General features: G+C 75.0%; 15 protein-coding genes and 1 tRNA gene. 8 read left to right on the top strand and 8 right to left on the bottom strand.

Annotation, left to right across the window (positions count from 1 at the left end; all coding sequences use genetic code 11):
• Nucleotides 1-57: 57 nt before the first annotated feature.
• A tRNA-Lys gene (locus CCE01nite_RS09120) sits at nucleotides 58-130 on the bottom strand.
• A 401-nt stretch (nucleotides 131-531) separates the two neighbouring features.
• On the opposite strand from CCE01nite_RS09120, the gene CCE01nite_RS09125 reads away from it, so the two are divergent.
• Together CCE01nite_RS09125 and CCE01nite_RS09130 are read left to right on the top strand one after the other, a co-directional pair.
• Entirely contained in the window at nucleotides 532-1,647 is a 1,116-nt protein-coding gene (locus CCE01nite_RS09125; protein ID WP_141372220.1) for a hypothetical protein, read from the top strand.
• Between the two features lie 175 nt (nucleotides 1,648-1,822).
• A complete protein-coding gene (locus CCE01nite_RS09130) occupies nucleotides 1,823-2,641 on the top strand; it encodes an SCO4651 family lipoprotein (RefSeq protein WP_141372221.1) in 819 nt (272 codons plus the stop codon).
• 167 nt (nucleotides 2,642-2,808) lie between these two features.
• Here the strand turns inward: CCE01nite_RS09130 and CCE01nite_RS21805 are convergent, their stop codons facing one another.
• The 3 genes from CCE01nite_RS21805 to CCE01nite_RS09145 all read right to left on the bottom strand — a co-directional run bounded on the left by CCE01nite_RS21805 (nucleotide 2,809) and on the right by CCE01nite_RS09145 (nucleotide 7,437).
• The gene (locus tag CCE01nite_RS21805; protein ID WP_218026461.1) at nucleotides 2,809-3,369 is read right to left on the bottom strand and encodes a DUF2510 domain-containing protein; all 561 of its coding nucleotides are present in this window, start codon (nucleotides 3,367-3,369) and stop codon (nucleotides 2,809-2,811) included.
• 131 nt (nucleotides 3,370-3,500) lie between these two features.
• Complete coding sequence (locus CCE01nite_RS09140) at nucleotides 3,501-5,297, bottom strand: alpha/beta hydrolase (RefSeq protein WP_246056382.1); 1,797 nt, start codon at nucleotides 5,295-5,297, stop codon at nucleotides 3,501-3,503.
• Between the two features lie 322 nt (nucleotides 5,298-5,619).
• Nucleotides 5,620-7,437 (bottom strand): alpha/beta hydrolase, encoded by a 1,818-nt coding sequence (locus tag CCE01nite_RS09145; RefSeq protein WP_141372223.1) that lies wholly within the window; start codon nucleotides 7,435-7,437, stop codon nucleotides 5,620-5,622.
• Between the two features lie 236 nt (nucleotides 7,438-7,673).
• Between CCE01nite_RS09145 and CCE01nite_RS09150 the strand changes: the two genes are divergently transcribed.
• The 4 genes from CCE01nite_RS09150 to CCE01nite_RS21310 all read left to right on the top strand — a co-directional run bounded on the left by CCE01nite_RS09150 (nucleotide 7,674) and on the right by CCE01nite_RS21310 (nucleotide 11,283).
• On the top strand, nucleotides 7,674-8,141 hold the full coding sequence (locus CCE01nite_RS09150; RefSeq protein ID WP_141372224.1) for a PPOX class F420-dependent oxidoreductase: 468 nt from the start codon (nucleotides 7,674-7,676) through the stop codon (nucleotides 8,139-8,141).
• 118 nt (nucleotides 8,142-8,259) lie between these two features.
• Nucleotides 8,260-9,516 (top strand): ribonuclease E domain-containing protein, encoded by a 1,257-nt coding sequence (locus tag CCE01nite_RS09155; protein ID WP_141372225.1) that lies wholly within the window; start codon nucleotides 8,260-8,262, stop codon nucleotides 9,514-9,516.
• Between the two features lie 79 nt (nucleotides 9,517-9,595).
• A complete protein-coding gene (locus CCE01nite_RS09160) occupies nucleotides 9,596-11,023 on the top strand; it encodes a hypothetical protein (RefSeq protein ID WP_141372226.1) in 1,428 nt (475 codons plus the stop codon).
• Nucleotides 11,024-11,136: 113 nt separating this feature from the next.
• Complete coding sequence (locus CCE01nite_RS21310; protein ID WP_157464200.1) at nucleotides 11,137-11,283, top strand: hypothetical protein; 147 nt, start codon at nucleotides 11,137-11,139, stop codon at nucleotides 11,281-11,283.
• 60 nt (nucleotides 11,284-11,343) lie between these two features.
• Here CCE01nite_RS21310 and CCE01nite_RS09165 read toward each other — a convergent pair whose 3' ends face one another.
• The gene (locus CCE01nite_RS09165; RefSeq protein ID WP_034631806.1) at nucleotides 11,344-12,414 is read right to left on the bottom strand and encodes an Rv2578c family radical SAM protein; all 1,071 of its coding nucleotides are present in this window, start codon (nucleotides 12,412-12,414) and stop codon (nucleotides 11,344-11,346) included.
• 238 nt (nucleotides 12,415-12,652) lie between these two features.
• Here CCE01nite_RS09165 and CCE01nite_RS09170 point away from each other — a divergent pair, with 238 nt between their 5' ends.
• On the top strand, nucleotides 12,653-14,041 hold the full coding sequence (locus CCE01nite_RS09170; protein ID WP_034631820.1) for a hemolysin family protein: 1,389 nt from the start codon (nucleotides 12,653-12,655) through the stop codon (nucleotides 14,039-14,041).
• Nucleotides 14,038-15,060, top strand: coding sequence for a hemolysin family protein (locus CCE01nite_RS09175; protein WP_034631804.1), 1,023 nt, complete (start codon nucleotides 14,038-14,040; stop codon nucleotides 15,058-15,060). The genes CCE01nite_RS09170 and CCE01nite_RS09175 overlap by 4 nt, the downstream gene beginning before the upstream one ends.
• Before the next feature lie 36 nt (nucleotides 15,061-15,096).
• On the opposite strand, the gene CCE01nite_RS21640 is transcribed toward CCE01nite_RS09175, so the two are convergent.
• The 3 genes from CCE01nite_RS21640 to CCE01nite_RS09190 form a co-directional block, all read right to left on the bottom strand.
• Nucleotides 15,097-16,491, bottom strand: a complete 1,395-nt coding sequence (locus CCE01nite_RS21640; RefSeq protein WP_034631802.1) for a hypothetical protein — start codon at nucleotides 16,489-16,491, stop codon at nucleotides 15,097-15,099.
• Complete coding sequence (locus tag CCE01nite_RS09185) at nucleotides 16,488-17,036, bottom strand: RNA polymerase sigma factor (RefSeq protein ID WP_034631800.1); 549 nt, start codon at nucleotides 17,034-17,036, stop codon at nucleotides 16,488-16,490. The genes CCE01nite_RS21640 and CCE01nite_RS09185 overlap by 4 nt, the downstream gene beginning before the upstream one ends.
• A 219-nt stretch (nucleotides 17,037-17,255) precedes the next feature.
• Nucleotides 17,256-18,815, bottom strand: coding sequence for a M20/M25/M40 family metallo-hydrolase (locus CCE01nite_RS09190; protein ID WP_034631798.1), 1,560 nt, complete (start codon nucleotides 18,813-18,815; stop codon nucleotides 17,256-17,258).
• Between the last annotated feature and the right edge of the window lie 113 nt (nucleotides 18,816-18,928).

The raw sequence follows: 18,928 nt of genomic DNA on the forward strand, positions 1-18,928 counted from the left end.
CGCCGCGCGGTGACGGCGGAGCGCGCGGCCGACGGTGCGACGGGGTCGCGACGGAGGTGGGCCCCGTGGGGCTCGAACCCACGACCTACGGATTAAAAGTCCGCTGCTCTACCGACTGAGCTAGAGGCCCGGGACGGGCGCGGCTCCCGCTGTCGCTCTCCGGGCTGAGAGGAGGGCGAGAGGGGTCCCGCGGTTCGATCAGGCGAACAGCCCCGCCCGCGAGCCTACCCGGCGGGCCGGGTCGCCGGACGGCCCGCACCGAGGGGCGGTCGACCGAGGTTCTCGCTCCGTCGCTGCGCGCCACGTGGTCGTGGGGCGCAGCCCGCACCGACCCACCGAGCGCTCGGCCGGTCGGGTGAAGCGAGGTCCGGAGACCGCGCCCGGTCGTCCGCGCCCTGGTTCAGTTCCTCTGCGGGGCGCCGGGCGGCGAGCCGGGACGGGGGCAGTCATGCGCAGGTTCAGCACCCTCGTCAGGGGAGTCGCGGCTGAGGTCCCCGGCTCCGGGACGTCCCGTCCGACGGGCCTGGTGCCGTGACCGCCGGTGGCGTGGTCGTCGGGCGTGGGGTGCGCTCGCGCGTGCTCGTCGGCGGCAGCCTGACGTTGCTGATCGCCTCGCCGGAGCCCGCCGCGGCGGAGCGGGGGATCGCGCTCGCGCACGAGCAGCTCGTCGGGCTGAACGCGAGCGACGTCGGGACCGGCGAGGGGCGTGGGCCCTCGTTCGTGGGCCGCCCGGTGCCCGTGCCGGGTGGGCTGCTGTGGTCGCTCGACACGTCGGGCATGCCGCGGCGCGAGCTCGCGAGCCTGCTCGACGTCGTGGTGGGCTCGCTCGTCGAGGCCGGTGCCGGCTCCGCGCTGGTCGGGCTGCCGCGGAAGGCCGACCACGCGCCGTTCCGCGGGCTCGCCCTCACCCCCGGGCTCGCGATGAGCGTCGTGGCGTTCGGCGTGCGGGACTGGTCCGACCCCCGCGGCGCGGCGCGGGCGGAGGCGTGGGCGCCGTTGCTCGACGTGGGGCTCGCGTGGCTCACGGACGGGGGTGGCGCGCCCCCGCTGGCCGCGGTCACCGGAGCCGGCGGTCCGTACGCCCTCGACGTGCCCCCCGGCCGGCTGCACGGTGCGGTCGCGGGTCTTCTCGCCGCCGGCGGTGGGCTCGAGCTGCTGCGCCGAGGGAACGACGGCGCGCGCTACGTGCGGCTCGCGGCGGTGCTGCGTCCCGAGCTCGCGGCGACGTGGCTCCCCGACGTCCAGGCCGTGCCCGGCCTGGCGGCGGTGTCGGCGCTGACCGACGCGCTCGAGGCCGTGGCCGACCGCCTCACGTGGGCTGCCGCGGACGTCCGACCCGGGCGCGGCACGTCGTCCGAGGGGCTCATCGGGTACAACGACGCCCCCACGATCCCCTCGGAGCTCCCGCGCCACGGCCCCCTCGCACCTCTGCGCGAGGACCAGGTCCCGGGCGCCTTCCCGTGGCAGGTGCTGAACGGCGAGCGCCGCGCGCGGCTCGCCGCCGTGGTGCCCGGTGCCGACGAGGGACGGCTCGCGGCCGGCCGCTCGGTGCTGCGGTTCGGTGCGCTCGACGACTGGCTGCCCGGGTCCGGGCGCGCTGCAGTGCGGGACGCGGCGCGTCAGGCGCTGGGGCCGGCGTTCGACTGACCTGACCCGGCCCGACCCCGAGGAGCGATGGCGGAGAAGATCGCGCGCGTGGTGGAGTTCACCCCACGAAGCAGGCACGCAGGGCCGCCCGACCTGAGAGGCTCTTGTCCGGTCGTGCGTGTGCCGCTCGCCGGCCCGACCGTTGTTGTCGCGGCCATCCCCAGGGGGTTCTCCCATGCGCTCGTCCCGTCGTCTGCTCGCCGTGCCCGCGGCCGTCGCCCTGCTGTGGAGCCTCACGGCCTGCAGCGGCTCCACCACCGAGGCGAGCACCGAGCCCACCACGAAGCCGTCGGCCACGGCCGAGGCGACGGAGGAGGCCGTCGAGATCACGCAGGCGAACTTCCTCCAGACGATCGCCGACGCGCAGGCCGAGGCCAGCAGCTACGACTTCACGATGTCGACGACCGCCGAGGGGCAGGCGATGGCGGCCACCGGGTCGGTGCAGGTCGAGGACGGCGGCGCGCAGGCGCTCTCGATGGTCATGGAGCTCCCCGAGATGGGGCAGATGGAGGTCCGCATGGCGGGCGGCCTGACCTACATGAACCTCGGCGAGATGACCGGCGGCAAGTTCCTGCAGATCGACCCCGAGGACGCCTCGAACCCGCTCGCCGCGGGCCTCGGCGACATGACGGGCGAGATCGACCCGACGAAGGCGCTCGCCGGTGCCGAGGCGGCCGTCACGAGCGTGACGAAGAAGGGTGACGCGGAGGACGTCGACGGCGTCCAGGCGACGCCCTACGAGGTCGTCCTCGACCCGTCCAAGCTCCCCGAGGAGCAGCGTGCCGGTCTCGACCAGGCCGCCGCGGCGGGTGTCGCGATCCCGACGACCTTCGTCTACACGTACTGGCTCGACGCCGAGAACCTCGTGCGCAAGATGGCGTTCGACCTCATGGGCTCGAAGACCGAGATGACCTTCTCCAACTGGGGCAGCGCCGCGCCGGTGACCGCGCCGTCGGCGGACCAGATCACGACCGAGAACCCGTTCGCGGGCTGATCGCACGCCGGCCCCGGGCCGGCCGCACGCACCGGAGCCCGGCGTCGTCCCCGTGACGACGCCGGGCTCTCGTGCGTCCGGGGCTCGTGCGTGCGGGCGCGTGCGGGTCGACGGGCGGCCCGGGTGCGACGGGTGGGCGGGCGCCCTCGTGGTCCGCCGCGGGACCGCTACGGCGCCGTCTCCTCCAGCACGCGGTCGACGTCCTCCTGGATCGAGACGTAGGTCGCGACCGGTACGGACAGGAAGATCACGAGCGCCAGCACCACGCCGGCACCCACGACGACCCAGGCGGGGGTGGACAGCGCGGGGGCGCCGCGGAAGACGGCCCGCCGGTAGTCGCGCAGCGCCCGCCCGGCGAGGACGACCGCGACGAGAGCCGTCAGGTACCAGACGTTGTCGGGGCCGCCCATCGCGTGGCCGACGGCGGCGCCGACCAGGAGCACGGCCAGTGCCGCGCCGTAGGCCCAGCCGGCGTTGCGGCGGACGGCGCGCGCCTCGTCGAGCCGGTTGCGCAGGTACTCGGGGCTCTCCGAGACTCGGTCGGCGAGGTTGAGCGACTCGCCGAGCCGGGTGGGCACGCTCGGGCGGAAGCCGCCGGCAGACGGGACCGCGGGGGTCGGGTCCGGGGTCGTGTGCTCGGTCCATGCCGTGCCGTCGAACCAGCGCAGGACGCCCGCGGTCGCACCGTCGGCGTACCAGCCGGCGGGCGGGAGTCGGTCGTCGGTCACGGCGTCGATGGTGGCAGACGGGAGCGGGACGGCCGGGGAGGACGGGGACGGTTCACCCGGGTGCGCGAGCGACCGGCCCCCGCCCGGCGGGGTGCTGGGCGGGGGCCGGTCGGTGCTTCTGGGCTAGCGGGTCAGCTCCGCGGGAGCGCCCCCGGGACCGGCGGGACGACCGGCGGCAGACCGCGCTGCGGGGCGGACCGGGCGCCGGCGTCCGGTGCGTCGAGCGGGGTCGTGAACGGCTGCGCGTCGCCCACGCAGAGCGTGCCCTCGGCGGGCAGCGTGCCGTCGAGCAGGTAGGCGTCGATCGCGTCCGTCGCGCAGGCCGAGGTGCCGTACGCCGTGTGGCCCCAGCTGTCGCTCGACAGCAGGCGGCTCTTCGGCAGGGCCCGGTCGACCTTCACGGCGTTGTCGTAGTTCGTCGCGGGGTCCCAGTAGTTGCCGACGACGAGCACGGGGTTGGCCGTCACCTTGGTGAACGGACCGGTGTAGGCGTCCTCGTCGCGCACGGTCCACGTCCCGTTCGCGCACGGCGAGGAGTTCCAGGTCCACGCCCGGCCGAAGTCGGGCGCGCGCTGGTCGGCGCGGTCGGCGTGCCCGGGCCACGAGCGCGCGTAGACCGGGTTGCGGCCGTCGGTGCACTGGATCGAGAAGAACGCCTCGAGCGAGTTGTCGTACGGGAACGCGAGCCCCAGGGCCTCGTGCTGCTGCGCGGTCGCCGCCTCGGCGGCCTCCACCTGCTCCTGGATCGCACGGGCCTTCTCGACGAGGGCGCGCCGCGCGTCGTCCTGCGCCGCCGCCTCGTCGGTCCCCGGCTCGGCGGGCGCCTGCAGGAGCTGCCAGAAGAGCACCAGGTCCTGGTCGATGATGTCGGCCGCGTCGGCGGCGTACATGTCGACGAGCAGCCACGAGACCATGGTCGCGTAGGTCAGCGAGTAGACGACCTCGCCGGTCTCGGGGTCGGTCAGGTCGACCGGCTGCTCGAGCAGCGACGCCCGGATGTGCGCGTAGTTGTCCTGCGGGTCCCCGTACGCCGCGAACCGGCAGAACTCGGGGCCGGCCTTCTCGCAGCGGAGCAGGATCTCCTCGAACGCCTTCGCGGCGCCCTCCCCCGAGCGGATGCGGGTGAACGTCGGGACGTCGCGGTTGGCGCGGGTGCCGACCCAGTCGGCCGCGTCGACGACGCCGTCGATCACGAGCGCCCGCACGCGGTCGGGGAACATGTTGGCGTAGTAGCTGCCCAGGATGCTGCCGTACGAGAAGCCGAGGTAGGACAGCTTCTCGTCGCCGACCATGCGGCGCAGGACGTCCATGTCGCGGGCGACCTCGGCCGTCGACATCGAGCCGGACAGCGGCCTGCCCGTCGTCGAGCACGCCTGCCCGATGTTCTCGGAGGCGACGACGTAGGCGGCCTCCTCCTCGTCGGTGACGGGGAACGGGATGTTCGCGCCCTCGATCGCGGCGGCCTGCTCGCCCATGTTCTCCCAGCAGCGCACGTTGTCGCTGTAGTTGGTGCCACGGGGGTCCATGCCGATGATGTCGAACCGCTCGAGGACCTCCGGGCCCAGGAACGACACCGCGGCCGCGGCGATCTCGACGCCCGAGCCGCCCGGGCCGCCGGGGTTGAGGAAGAGCGAGCCGATCTTGTTCGCCTGGTCGCTCGCCGGGTGCCGCAGGACGGCGACCGAGGTCGTCGCGCCCCGGGGCTCGTCGTAGTCGAGCGGCAGCTCGACGGTGGTGCACTCGTTGCCCTCGCCGAACGCCGGGCTGCAGTCGAACCAGCTCGGCGTGGGCGTCGGGACGCGGTCGACGCGCTGCGCCTCGATGTCGCCGATCGAGCCTCGGGCCGCGGGTGCTGCGGCGTTCGCGGCGGCAGCCGCTCCCGCGACGGCGGTACACGCGAGGGCGGTGGTCGCCAGGACGCGAGCCACCTCGTGGACGTGCGTGGTCGAGTCATCAGACCCCCTGTGACGTGCCGGGCGGTCGACGCCCCCCTGGCGCCGGCTCACGAGCGGCATGCGCGTCACACTCCCGGCGCGCTCCGCGCAGCGTCAAGGGAACGCACAGGTTCTCCACAAAGCGCGCAAAGTCGACGCCGGGCCGGTGCAGCACCGACGCCGTGCGGCGGGCGCACGGCCGGCCCCCGCCCAGCGGGTGCTGGGCGGGGGCCGGTCGGTGGTGCGGTGGTGCGGTGCCGATCTCGAGCCGGTCAGGCCCGTCGGCGGCGGCCGCCCCGGTGAGGCGCCGGTGCGGTCAGTCCCGCGGCAGCGCCCCGGCGAACGGCGGCACCACGGGCGGCAGCCGGTCGGGCTGGGCCGAGCGGGCGTCGGCCTGCGGGCCCTCGAGCTCCTCGAGCGGGACGGTGAACGGCTGGTCGTCCCCGACGCACAGCGTCCCCGCGGGCGGCGTCGCACGCGTCAGCAGGTACGTGTCGATCGCGTCCGTCGCGCACGCCGACGTGCCGTACGCCGTGTGGCCCCAGCTGTCGCTCGACAGCAGCCGGCTGTTCGGCAGCAGCCGTGCCGCGTTCACTGCGCCGTCGTAGTTCGTCGCCGGGTCCCAGTAGTTGCCGACGACGAGCACGGGGTTGGCCGTCGCCTTCGTGAAGGTCCCGGTGTAGGCGTCCTCGTCGCGCACCGTCCACGTCTGCTGGGCGCAGGGCGCCGAGCCCCACGTCCACAGACGCCCGAAGTCCGGTGCCCGCTGGTCCGCGCGGTCGGCGTGCTCGGGCCACGACCGGGCGTAGACCGGGTTGCGGCTGTCCGTGCAGAGCACCGAGAGGAACGCCTCCGGCGAGTTGTCGTACGGGAACGCGAAGCCCAGAGCCGCCCGCTGCTCGGCCTCCGTCGTCCCCGCCGCCGCCGCCCGCTCCTGCTGCGTGCGGTACTTCTCGAGCAGCCCGTGGCGTGCGGCGTCCTGCTTCTCGGCCGCCTCGGTGCCTGGCTCCGCGGGCTCCTGCAGCAGCTCCCACACGAACGTCAGGTCCATGTCGACCCACTCCGCTCCGATCGGCGCGTACAGGTCGCCGAGCAGGAACGAGACGAGGATCGGGTACGTGAGCGTCAGGTAGACCTCGCCCGTCTCCGGGTCGACGAGGTCGAGCGGCTCCTCGCGCAGCGTGGCCTTGATCTCCGCGTACAGGTCCTGCGGGTCGCCGTACCCGGCCAGCCGGCAGAACTCCGGCCCCGCCTTCTCGCAGCGCAGCAGGATCTCGTCGAGCGCCGCCGCGGCACCCTCGCCCGAGCGGATCCGGGTCGTCACCGGGGTGTTCTGCGTCGCGCGGCTGCCCTGCCAGCCCGTCGGGTCGAGGACGCCGTCGATCGCGACGGCGCGGACCCGGCTCGGGAACATGTTGGCGTACACGTTGCCGAGGTAGCTGCCGTAGGAGAAGCCCAGGTAGGTGAGCTGGGTGTCGCCGACCATGCGGCGCAGCACGTCCATGTCGCGGGCCACCTCGGCCGTCGACATCGAGCCGGACAGCGGCCGGCCCGCCGTCGAGCACGCCTGGCCGGTCCGCTCCGCCGCCGCGACGTACGCCGCCTCCTCGTCGTCCGTGACGGGGAACGGGACGTCGGAGCCCTCGAGGTCGGCGGCCTGCTCGCCCATGTTCTCCCAGCAGCGGACGTTGTCGCTGAAGTTGGTCCCCCGCGGGTCCATGCCGATGATGTCGAACTTCTCGAGCACCTCGGGGCCGAGGAACAGGGCCGCCTGCGCGGCGATGCCCACCCCCGAGCCGCCCGGGCCGCCGGGGTTGAGGAAGAGCGAGCCGAGCTTGTTCGCCTGGTCGGTCGCCGGGTGCCGCAGGACCGCGACGGCCGTCGTCGCGCCCTTCGGCTGGTCGTAGTCGAGCGGGAGGTCCACGGTCGTGCACTCGTTGCCCTCACCGAACGCCGGGCTGCAGTCGAACCAGCGCGGGGTGGGCGTGGGGACGCGGTCGACGCGCTGCGCCTCGACGTCCCCGATCGGTGCGCGTGCGGAGGCCTGGGCCGCGGAGGCGCCGGTGGCGGCGGTGCCGACCAGCGCGAGAGCGGTCAGGACGGAGACGAGACTGGACGTGCGTGGTCGGTTCATCGAGCCCCCTGGGACGTGCCACGCGGTCGGCGCCCCCCTGGCGCCGGCTCGCGGCTGGCATGCGCGCCACCTTCCCGGTGTCCGGTCTGCACCGTCAAGGCCGGGCACAGGTTCTCCACACGCCGTGCAAAGCACCGCCGCGCCGGGGGTGGGTGACGCGCCGCCTGCACGGTGCGAGAGTGGCTGCGACGACCGCCCGCGTGCCCGACGACGGGGCACCGACCGGAGGAGAGCCCGTGGCCCGACGCATCGCCACCGCCGACCGAGTGAGCCGCGACGAGCTGCTCGCGTTCCTGCGCCCGCGCCACCACGCCGTGCTGCTCACCCGCCGCAGGTCCGGCGCGCCGCAGCTCTCGCCCGTGACGTGCGGGGTCGACGACTCCGGGTGCCTCGTCGTCTCGACGTACCCGGACCGCGCCAAGGCGGTCAACGTCCGGCGGGACGCCCAGGTCAGCGCGTGCGTGATGTCGGACGACTTCGACGGGCCGTGGGTCCAGGTCGACGGGACCGCCGAGGTGATCGACCCGCCCGCCTCGGTCGAGCCGCTCGTCGAGTACTACCGCAACATCGCCGGCGAGCACCCCGACTGGGCCGAGTACCGGCAGGCGATGCTCGACCAGGGCAAGTCGCTGATCCGGCTGCACATCGAGAGCTGGGGTCCCGTCGCGACCGGCGGGTTCCCGGCGCGGCTCGCGGACGGCTGAGCACCGTTCACCCGGACGGCGCAGTGCCCGGTCGCTGCGATTGCGCCCGCGTGGGGGCCGCTCCTACGTTCGAGGGGCGCGTCGTCGGAGACGTGCGGACCGTAGGGGGGTCGTGGCGATGAGCGCGGACCGCTGGGCAGCGAGAGCGGGGACGTGGCTCGCCCGCGGCCTGCTCGCGGGTGCCGGCGCCGTGCTGGTCGGTGCGGTCCTCGCGGGACCGGCGCACGCGGCGGGGTCACCGGCCGCGCCGCACGCCACGGGGGCCGACGAGGCGCTGGGTGCCGTCGTGGGCGGGCTGGCCGGCTCCGTGGGGGCCGTGCTGGAGCCCGTCACCGCGGCCGTGCTCGCGCCGGTCACCAAGGCGGTGCTCGTCCCGGTCGTCGAGGTCGTGGCCGCGCCCGTCGCGCCCGTCGCTCCTGTCGTGGAGGCGGTGACCGAGCCGGTCGCGCCTGTCGTGGAGGCGGCGCTCGAGCCGGTCACTCCCGTCGTGCGGGCGGTCACCGAGCCGGTCGCTCCCGTCGTGGAGGCGCTCGCCGAGCCCGTCGCCCACGTGGCTGCGCCCGTCGCGCAGGCCGTGGCGCCGGTCGTGGGCGGCGTCGCGCAGCCGGTCGTCCCCGTCGTCGAGCGCGTCGTGGCCGTCGCCGCGCCGCTCGTTCAGCCGGTGTCCGGCGCGGTCGACGGGCTCCTGCCCGCGCTCGCGCCGGTGATCGCGCCGGTCGACGAGCTGCTCGGTGGGGTCGTCGGTGGGGTCGCGGCGCCGCTGCGGCCCGTGCTCGACGGCGTCGTCGCGCCGGTCGTCGCGCCGCTGACGCCCGTCGTCCGCGCGGTCGAGCCGCTCGTGCCCGGCCTCCCGCTCGTGCCGGCGGTGCTCGAGCCGCTGGTGCCGGGTGTCGACCTGCCGGGTGTCGACCTGCCGGACGTCGACCCGCCGGATCTCGTGCCGCCGCTCGCGGTGCTGCCCGGAGCGTCCGTGCCGGGTGCGGACGGCCCGGCCGTCGCCGCGTCCACCCTCCCGGCGACCGGCGCTCCGGGGCCGGACAGGGCCCGGGACTCCGCCCGTGCACTCCCGCGCGTCGCGGGCCTCGGCTCGGCCGGCGACCGCACGGACGACTCGGCCGGTGCCCTCGCGCCCGCGACCCCGCTCCCGGCGACGGGCGTCCCGCACGCCCCCGGCGTCCCCGGCGCGCCCCCGGCCCCCGCGCTGCCGACCCACGGCGGCGGAACGTCCGGCGGCGCCACCCCGCGCGCGGGCACCGACGCCGCGCTCCCGTCCTTCGCCGTGCCCGGCGGGCTGCGGCTCCTCGTGACCCTCGCCGGAACGGACCTCGGCTGCCCCGGCGGCCCCGCGACGGACATCCCGCACACCCCTGCCTGACCGGACCGCGTCGTCCTCGTGGCGACACGCATCCTCGCGCCCCGCAGCGGGCGTTCCGGTCTCGGCAAGGAGAACACCCATGCACACGTACGTCCATCGAGCGCTGCAGACAGCGCTCGTGAGTGGTGGCCTGCTGGCCGCCGGGGCCGCAGCGGCCCACGCCACGCCCCCCGATGGGGCTCTCGGGGTCGACGTCGTCGTCGGCTCCACCGCAGAACCCCTCGCCGGGCTGAGCCTCGAGCTCGGCGGCGACCCGACGGCCGGCGGCGGTGCCGGTGACGGGTCGCTCGTCTCGCCTCCCGTGTCCGTCCCGGTCGACGTCTCGGGCGTCGCGGTCGCCGTGCTGGGGGACGCGACGGTCGCGTCCGCGCCGTCGGACGGGGGTGGGCCGGCCCCGTCCGCACCTGAGCCGGCGCCGGCCGCGCCGACACCGTCGTCGGAGGGTGCGCTGGTGTCCGCTCCCGTCGAGGTGCCGGTCGATGTCTCGGGCGTCGCGGTCGCCGTGCTGGGGGACGCGACGGTCGCGTCCGCGCCGTCGGACGGGGGCACGTCGACCCCGTCCGCGCCGGGGCCGGCGCCGGTCGCGCAGACAGCGTCGGAGGGGACGCTCGTGTCCGCCCCCGTCGAGGTCCCGGTCGACGTCTCGGACGTGGCCGTGGGTGTTCTCGGTGACGCCACTGTGGTGAGGTCCGGGTCGTCCGCGGAGCCGGCGGCGGGTTCCGGCTCCGGTGAGGCGGACACGTCCGGGGTGGGGGAGCAGGCGGTCGTGTCGGCGCCCGTGACCGTGCCCGTCGAGGTCTCCGGTGTCGCGCTCGGCGTGCTCGGTGACGCGGACGTCGTCCAGGGGCCGGGCTCCGGCGGCGGGACGAGCGAGAGGCTCGACCCGGACGGCTCGGGCGTCACGGACGGGGGCGACGGGTCGCTGCTCGACGCACCGGTCACCGCGCCGGTGACCGTGTCGGGCGTCGCGCTCGGCGTCGTCGGGGACGCGACGGTGGCCCGCGGGACGGAGGGCGCCGGCGGTGGGTCCGGGGCTCACCCCGGCACGCCCGGCACGCCGGGCACGCCCCGTGCACCGGTCGGCGCCTCGGGTCCTGGCGTCCCGGCCCCCGGGGTCGTCACCCCGGTCGACGGCGTGCTCGGCGCGGGCGAGGAGGCGCAGGCCGGACCCGCGGCGGGTCTCGGCTCGGCGGGGGGTCTCGGCGCCTCGGCAGGCGCGGCCGCCGGCGGTGACCTCGTCGCGGTCCGGGCGCACGGGATGACTGCGGCGCTGGTCGGGGCCGGCGACGGGCTGCGCTCGACCACGGCGCTCGCGGCCGGTGCTGCCGCGGCGCAGCCCGTCCCGGTGCTCGCGGCGACGGGCGGCGAGCTCTGGCTCGTGCCGGTCGCGCTGCTGCTCGTGGTCGGCGGTGTCTGGCTCCGGGGTCGCGCGAGCCGGGCCGCGGCCCACCACCCCGGCCGGGTCTCGTTCGTCCCGCACCAGCGGGGCGCGTCCGACAGGTCCTGACGCCGGTCGTTGCGGGGCGGCCGGGAGCCACCGGCCGCCCCGCCACGGTGCGCTCTCGTGCGGTCCTGACCGCTCCTCGGGCGGAGGTGCCCGATGCGGCGCACGATGGCGTCATGAGCGAGAACACGAGCAGCGACGCGAGCACCCCGACCAGTGACGTCCCCAACCCGGAGACGGGCGTGGGGATCGGAGCCGGCGAGCCGTCCGGCTTCGAGCCCGAGGAGGACCCCGAGTCGGTCCCGGACGACGCCCAGGACTGACCCGCCGGCAGCACGGGACGCGGCGCACCCCACGTCCGGGGTGTGCCGTCGCCCCGACGGTCAGAACAGCGTGAGCTGCCCGCCGAGGTCCTGCGGCGCCTCGACCGGCCCGCCGCGTGGTGTCGGGAGCGCCCCGGGCGGGAACCCCTCGACGCCCGGACCGAGACCGGGCTGACGTTCGGCCGCGCCGACGAAGCCGTGTCGTCGCCGCAGCGGGGCGACGCGCTCGCGCAGCCACTGCCGGTAGTCGTCGGGCACGTAGGCGCCGCGCCCGTAGAGCCCGCGGTAACGCGGGACCAGGTGCGGGTGCTCCTGCGCGAGCCACTGCAGGAACCACGGCTTGACCGACCCGCGCAGGTGCAGCGGCATGACCGTCACGCCGCTCGCGCCGACCTTCGCGAGCTCGCCGAGCAGCGCGTCGAGGTGCTCCTCGGAGTCGGTGAGCCACGGCAGGACCGGCGCGACGAGGACGCCGCACGTGAGCCCGGCGTCGCGCACCGCGCGCACGAGGTCGAGGCGCGCTCGCGGTCCGGGCGTGCCGGGCTCGAGCGCGTGCTGCAGGGCCGGGTCGAGCACGGCGAGCGACACGGCGACACCGATCGGCACGTCGTGTGCGGCGGCGGTGAGCTGTGGGAGGTCGCGCTTGAGCAGCGGGCCCTTCGTCAGGATCGACAGCGGCGTGCCCGAGCCGGCGAGCGCGCCGATGATGCCCGGCATGAGCGAGTACCGGCCCTCGGCGCGCTGGTAGGGGTCGGTGTTGGTGCCGAGCGCGACGTGCTCGCGGCGCCAGGACTTCCGGGCGAGCTCGGCGCGCAGCACCTCGACGACGTTGGTCTTCACGACGATCTGCGTCTCGAAGTCCCGGCCGGCGTCGAGGTCGAGGTACTCGTGCGTCGGGCGCGCGAAGCAGTACGTGCACGCGTGCAGGCAGCCGCGCATCGGGTTGACGGTCCACCGGAACGGCATGCGCGAGGCCTCGGGGACCCGGTTGAGCGCACTCTTGGCGGCGACCTCGTGGAACGTCACGCCGCGGAAGTCGGGCGTCTGGACGCTGCGGACGAGCCCCGCGAGCGAGAGCCCAGGCAGGGCGGCGCCGTCGTCCTGGTCGAGCCGCTGGCCTTCCCACCGCATACCGTCATTCGAACACATGTTCGCCTGCGTTTCCAGCATGTGCTGCCCCGAGGCCGGCGGCCTCGTGACCGGCGCGCGGCTCTCGCGTGCGCGGCGCTCATCCGCCCGCCGGGAACCGGCCCCGCCCGGCGCGCGTTGTGCAGGGGACCTGCCGCCCACCCGAGAGAGCCATGGACACCGACAGTACGAACCCCCGCACGTCGCGCCACGAGGAGCCGACGAGGGGGTGCAGGTCCTGATGTGGGTGCTCACGCTGCTGCTCGGCGTGCTCGTCGTGCTGGCGATCACCGCGGTGACGGGCTACTTCGTGGCCCAGGAGTTCGCGTACATGGCCGTGGACCGCTCGCGCCTGAGCTCGCGCGCCGGTGGCGGTGACGTCGCGGCGCAGCGTGCGCTGGCGGTGACCCGGCGCACGTCCTTCATGCTGTCCGGCGCGCAGCTCGGCATCACGGTCACGGGGCTCCTCGTCGGGTACGTCGCCGAGCCCCTGATCGGGGAGTCCCTGGGCGAGGCGCTCGGCGGCGTCGGGGTCCCCACCGGCGTGGGGATCGCGGTCGGCACGGTCCTCGCGCTGCTGTTCTCGACGCTCGTGCAGATGATCGTCGGCGAGCTCTTCCCGAAGAACCTCGCGATCGCCCGCCCCGAGCCGGTGGCCCTGTGGCTGGCCCGCTCGACCACGGTCTACCTGGCGGTGTTCGGGTGGCTGATCCGGGTGTTCGACGCCGCGTCGAACCTCCTGCTGCGCGCGCTGCGGATCGAGCCGGTGCACGACGTCGAGCACTCCGCGACCGTGCGGGACCTCGAGCACATCGTCGAGGACTCGCGCGACAGCGGGGACCTCCCGGCGGAGCTGTCGGTGCTCCTGGACCGGATCATCGACTTCCCGCGCCGCGACGTCGAGCACGCGATGATCCCCCGTGCCCACGTCGACGTCGTCGACGCCGGCGAGACGCTGGCGGAGGTCCGGGCCCGGATGGCCACGGGTCACTCGCGGTACCCCGTGCTGACCGACGACGAGCAGGTCGTCGGCGTCGTCCACCTCGATGACGTGCTCGCGGGCGCCGAGGGCGACCGCACGCCCGCCGCGACGTTTATGCGGTCACCGCTCGTGCTCGCGGCGTCGATGACGCTCCCCGACGCCCTGCGCGAGCTGACCCGGTCGCGGAACCGGATGGCGTGCGTGATCGACGAGTACGGGGGCTTCGCCGGCGTGCTGACCCTCGAGGACCTGGCCGAGGAGCTCGTCGGGGAGATCACCGACGAGCACGACCCCGCCACCCCGACCCTCGCGCCGGTCGCGGACGACGGGATCTGGGTCATGGCGGGCGACGTGCACATCGATGAGGTCGAGCGCGCCGTCGGGCACGACCTGCCGCGCGACGGGTACGAGACCATCGCGGGCCTGGTCATCGCGCAGCACGGCTCGCTGCCCGCGACCGGGGACGTGGTGGATGTCGAGCTGCCCCCGGACCCCGCCGACCTCGCCCATGCCGACGAGCCCGCCCCGGTGTGGATGCGGGTGGAGGTGCTCGAGGTCGAGCGGCACGTGCCGGCCCTCGTGCGCGTCACCGTCCCCGCCGAACCCCCCGCGTCGACGGATGCCCACGCCGAGGAGTCCCACCGATGAGCGACCCCTGGATCGTCACCGGCGTCACGGTCGCCCTGATCGCGCTGAGCGCGTTCTTCGTCGCCGTCGAGTTCGCCCTGCTCGCCGCCAAGCGGCACCGGCTCGAGGACGCCGCCCCCACGAGCCGGTCCGCCCGCGCGGCGCTGCGCAGCTCGACCGAGCTGACCGTCCTGCTCGCCGGGTCCCAGCTCGGGATCACCGCCTGCACCCTGGCCCTCGGCGCGATCACCAAGCCCGCCGTGCACCACTGGCTCACGCCGGTCTTCGAGACGTGGGGGCTCGCGCTGTGGCTGGCCGACGCCGCCGGGTTCGTCCTCGCCCTGCTGGTCGTCACGTTCCTGCACCTCGTCGTCGGGGAGATGGCCCCCAAGTCCTGGGCCATCGCCCACCCCGAGACGTCCGCGACCGTGCTGGCGATCCCGATGCGCGCGTTCATGTGGGCCACCCGCCCGCTGCTCGTCGCCCTGAACGACGTGGCCAACTGGTGCCTGACCAAGGTCGGCGTCGAGCCCGCCGCCCAGGTGGCCGCCGGGCAGAACCCCGACGACCTGCGTCACCTGCTCGAGCACTCCGCGAACGTCGGCGCGCTCGAGCCGGCCTACTTCGCCCAGCTCTCCGGCGCCCTCGAGCTCGAGGACCTCACCGTCCAGGACCTGCTCACGAGCACCTCACGGCCGACGGCCGTCCCGGTCACCGCGACGGCGGCCGACGTCCAGGCGGCCACGCGCGACTCGGGGCACCTGCGCATCCTCGTGGGCAGCACCGGCTCGGCGCAGGGGGTCGTGCACGTGCGCGACACCCTGGTCGAACCCCCGGACCGACCCGTCCGGGAGCTGATGCGCCCGGTCCTCGCGATCGAGGCCGGCACCCCCGTGTACGCCGCGCTGACCTCGATGCGCGAGACCCGCAACCACCTCGCCGTCGTCGTCGACGGCGGGACCCTGCGAGGCGTGATCACCCTGGCCGACGTCCTCGCGCGGCTGTTCCCCCGGGCGTCCACCACCCCGGCCGGGTCCTGACCGCGCGACCCCGGGCACCCGGCGGGGCGGCGGCCGTCACGAGCACTCGTACACGACGCTCGTGGCGTCCGGTCGGATCCGCAGCTGCCACCGGCCGTCCGGCCCCGCGACGGCGTACAGCGCGCGCGCCTCGAGGAACTCGGCGTCCGTCTCGTACGGGTAGTCGGTGTCGGACCCGTACACCATCTCGCCGGCCTCCTCGGAGTACGTGAACGAGTTGTCCTCGTGGGACGCGCGCAGCGCACGCGAGGCCGCGTTGCCGCCCTCGACGGGGATCAGCACCGGCCGGCCCTCCGCGGTGGTCCCGCCCCGGCGCCAGTCCGCCCGCACGTGCGCCTGCTCGACGGAGAAGTGCGCGCCCTCGCACACGGAGCCCGCCGCGGCGAGCGAGCGGGGGTCGTCGCCGTCGGTGGGCGACCGGTCCACGCCGTCGTCCCAGACGATGCTGCCGTAGTCGCCACCGGGGACGTCCTGCGCCTCGAGCGGGAGCACCGAGCCGAACGGCGTGGCCACCGCGTAGGAGTGGGAGGTGAAGCCCTCCACGCTGAACCGGCTCACCGTCTCGACGAGCCGCAGGGCACCGAGCGTCCGGACCACCCGGGCCTTGTCCTCGAAGTCCCGGAACGCGCGCCAGTCCCCGAGGGGCTCATGGCCCGCGTCGGGCTCGGCCACCGTCGCGACCGTCGACACCGACCAGCCCCCGGTGATCTCGATGGTCCTCGGCACGGTCAGCGAGTCGTAGAACGTCGCCTCGTCCGGCACGATCTCGGTGTACTGGTGGCGCTCCTGGCACGGGTCGGTCGTGCGGGCGCTCGGGCAGAGCACGTGCCGGACGCCCGCCGCGTCGATCTCGTACAGCGCTGGGGGGCCGAAGAGGTACGGCGCCATGTCGGACGCCTCCTCGGTGAGCCACTCGTCGATCGTGACGACGATCTCCGCGTCCCCGCGCTGCCCGACCCGGTACACCTGGGGGCCCCCGTACTCGGACGCGAAGAGCGCCTCGTGCTCCGGTGCCCGCACGGGCGTGGTCCACACCTCGCCCGTCCGGGGCGCGCTCAGGCGGGCGACGACCGTGGCGTCGTCGATCTGCTCGGCCCGGACCGGCGGCCCGGTCGGGGTGGGGGTGGGCGTGGGCGTCGGGGTGGGCGTCGGGGTCGGGGTCGGCGTGGCCGTCGGTCCGGCCGACGACGAGACGCTCGGGCTCGGCGTCACCGCGGGCTCCGGCTCGTCCTGACCCAGGCCCGCCCAGGCGCCGACCGCGATCACCGTGGCCGCCGCGACGCCCGCGACCGACTCGCCGGCGTGCCGCACCGTGCGTCGCCGGCGCACCGCGGTGTGCAGCCGGGCGAGCAGCACGTCGTCGGCGGGGGGCGTCGCCGAGGTCAGCTCGTCCTCCGCCCGCACCAGCAGGGCGTTCAGGTCCTCGTTCACCGCGCACCTCCGTCCTTCTGCACGAGCCGGACGTCGCTCGTCGACCGTGGGCCCGTCCTCGTCCCGAGCGCGGCGTCGAGCCGCGCGATCCCGTCCGACGTGTAGCGCTTGACCGCGCCGTGGCTCAGCGCCAGCACGGACGCCGTCTCCTGCACCGAGAGGTCCTCCATCTGACGCAGGACGACGCACGCGCGCTCGCGGGGGCTCAGGGTCGCGAGCGCGCGGACCACGTCCGCTCCCGGGCCGCGTTCCTCGACGACGACCGGGCGCTGCGGCTCCGCGCCGACCCGCCCGACCACCCGCGCCTCGCGGGCGCGCCGCCGCGACTCGTCGATCGAGCGCGACACGATCGCGCGCCGCACGTACGCCTCGGCCTGCGCGATGGACGCGAACCTCGCCCGCCCGGAGAACGCCGCGATGAGCGCCTCCTGCACGAGGTCCTGGGCGTCGCTGCGCGAGCCCGCGACGAGCGTCGCGTGCGCCACGAGCCGCGGGTAGCGCTCGCGCACGAGCTGCTCCAGCGACGTCTCCCACGGTCTGGTCACCTGCCACCTCTCCTCACGTCGTCCTCCTGAAGGGAGAACGACGCTGGTGCCGTCCGCGGTTGGGGTCGGCGTGCCGGTCCACCCGGCCGCGCTCCCGCGGTGGCGTCCCAGGGTGCCCGTCCGAGGGTGCCCGGCGCAGCGACCGACCGGGCCCGGGCACACGCCGAGGGCCGGCGGAACGTCCGCCGGCCCTCGGGTCGTGCTCTGCCGCTGTGCGCGTCAGGCCGCGCGCTCCCAGCCCTCCTGCGTCCCCTGTGGTGCGAGCGTCCCGCCGTGCCGGCCCTTGCCGGGGTGACCCGGGTGGCCGGGGTAGCCGTGGCCGGTGCCCGGGCCGGAGACGCCGTTGATCGCCGACGTGTCCAGCGCGAGCGAGTACGTCGCGAACGCGATGGCCTTGACCATGATCCCGAGCGCCGTCGTGTCGACGTTCGTGATGTCGTCCTCGGGCGAGTGGTAGTTCGGGTCCTGCGGGATGCCCGCCGTGCCGCCGAACAGCGCGACCTCCTCGGCGGTCTTGATGTCGTCGGCCCCCGTGAACAGGCCCGACGCCGGGATGCCGTTGACGATGAACGCCTGGTAGTCGGACCGGCCCGAGAACTCGGTGTCGACCCACGGCTGCCCGATGCTGTCGAAGTAGTCGGTGAAGACGTCCTCGGTCTCGATCGAGCCGGCCGGGACCTCGACGGGCGCCTCGTACGTCGACTGGTCGGCGTCGTACACGCCGATGACGTAGTTCGGGGAGCCGACCATGTCGAAGTTCAGGTAGGTCGCGATGCGGTCGAGCTCACCCTCCTGCGTCGCGAGCTCCTCGACGTACTCGGTCGAGCCGATGAGCCCGAGCTCCTCGGCGCCCCACCACGCGAAACGCACGGTGTTGTTGTGCTTCTTCGACTTGGCGAGCTGGACCGCGACCTCGAGCAGCGCCGCAGAGCCGGTGCCGTTGTCGTTGATGCCGGGGCCGTCCTCGACGCTGTCGAGGTGCGCGCCGAGCATCACGACGTTGTCGTCGCGCCCGCGCTTGGTCTCGGCGATCACGTTGAAGCTCTCGGCCTCCTCGACGTGGCTGCGGATGTCGAGCGTGACGTTCACCGGGCCCGCGGCGAGGTCCTCGAACAGCGCCTGGCCGGTCTCGAGCGTCGTGCCCGCGGCCGGGATCGTGACGCCGCTGTCCTCGCCGAGCGTGCCGAACAGCTCGGTCTCGGGGAGGTTGTTGTAGATGACGACGCCGATCGCGCCGGCCTCCTGGGCGGCGAGCGCCTTCGCGGCGAACGGGCACGCGTTGCCGCGGCTCACGAGCGCGATGGTGCCCGTGGCGTCGACGCCCTCCCACGCGGTGGCGTCGCAGCCGAACGCGTTCGCCGGGACGGAGAGGTCCGCGGTCAGCCCGGTGTCGGGCGTGCTCGACGAGAACTCCATCTGGTCGACGACGAAGCTCGCCGCCTCGGGCGTGTTCTGCAGGAGCACCTCGGCGTCGACGACGTCGAGGTCGAACGTGAAGTAGTCCCGCTCCGTCTTGTACCCGGCGCGCTTGAGCGTGCGCTCGACGTACTGCGCGCTCGCCTCGTACCCGGGGGTCAGGGCGGCGCGGTTGCCGTCGTTGCGGTCCGCGACGTACTGCAGGGCCTGCAGGTGGCGCATGACCGCCTGCGTGGTGACCTTCTCCGCGAAGCGCTCGGGGGTGTTCGGGTTGCCGTGCGCCGAGGCGGGTGCCGCGATCGCGCCGCTGACGAGCAGGGCGCTGGCCGCTGTGAGCGCGGCGAGGGTACGACGTGCTGTCACGGGTGGGACCTCCAGAGGAGTTCGGCGAGCCCGGGTCTGCTGACCCCGCGGTTCGTCCGAGGAGGATCCGCGTCGGCGCGGTTCACAACGTACGCACAGGTATTCCCGGGACG

Origin of the sequence: Cellulomonas cellasea (assembly GCF_006538745.1) — a bacterium.
In the GTDB taxonomy this organism is placed as follows: Bacteria; Actinomycetota; Actinomycetes; order Actinomycetales; family Cellulomonadaceae; genus Cellulomonas_A; species Cellulomonas_A cellasea.

Coding starts and splice junctions, on each gene's coding strand:
- CCE01nite_RS09155 (WP_141372225.1), top strand. CDS start 8,260: ATGAGCGCGGACCGCTGGGCAGCGAGAGCGGGGACGTGGCTCGCCCGC.
- CCE01nite_RS09145 (WP_141372223.1), bottom strand. CDS start 7,437: ATGAACCGACCACGCACGTCCAGTCTCGTCTCCGTCCTGACCGCTCTC.
- CCE01nite_RS09175 (WP_034631804.1), top strand. CDS start 14,038: ATGAGCGACCCCTGGATCGTCACCGGCGTCACGGTCGCCCTGATCGCG.
- CCE01nite_RS09130 (WP_141372221.1), top strand. CDS start 1,823: ATGCGCTCGTCCCGTCGTCTGCTCGCCGTGCCCGCGGCCGTCGCCCTG.
- CCE01nite_RS09165 (WP_034631806.1), bottom strand. CDS start 12,414: ATGCGGTGGGAAGGCCAGCGGCTCGACCAGGACGACGGCGCCGCCCTG.
- CCE01nite_RS09170 (WP_034631820.1), top strand. CDS start 12,653: ATGTGGGTGCTCACGCTGCTGCTCGGCGTGCTCGTCGTGCTGGCGATC.
- CCE01nite_RS09160 (WP_141372226.1), top strand. CDS start 9,596: ATGCACACGTACGTCCATCGAGCGCTGCAGACAGCGCTCGTGAGTGGT.
- CCE01nite_RS21310 (WP_157464200.1), top strand. CDS start 11,137: ATGAGCGAGAACACGAGCAGCGACGCGAGCACCCCGACCAGTGACGTC.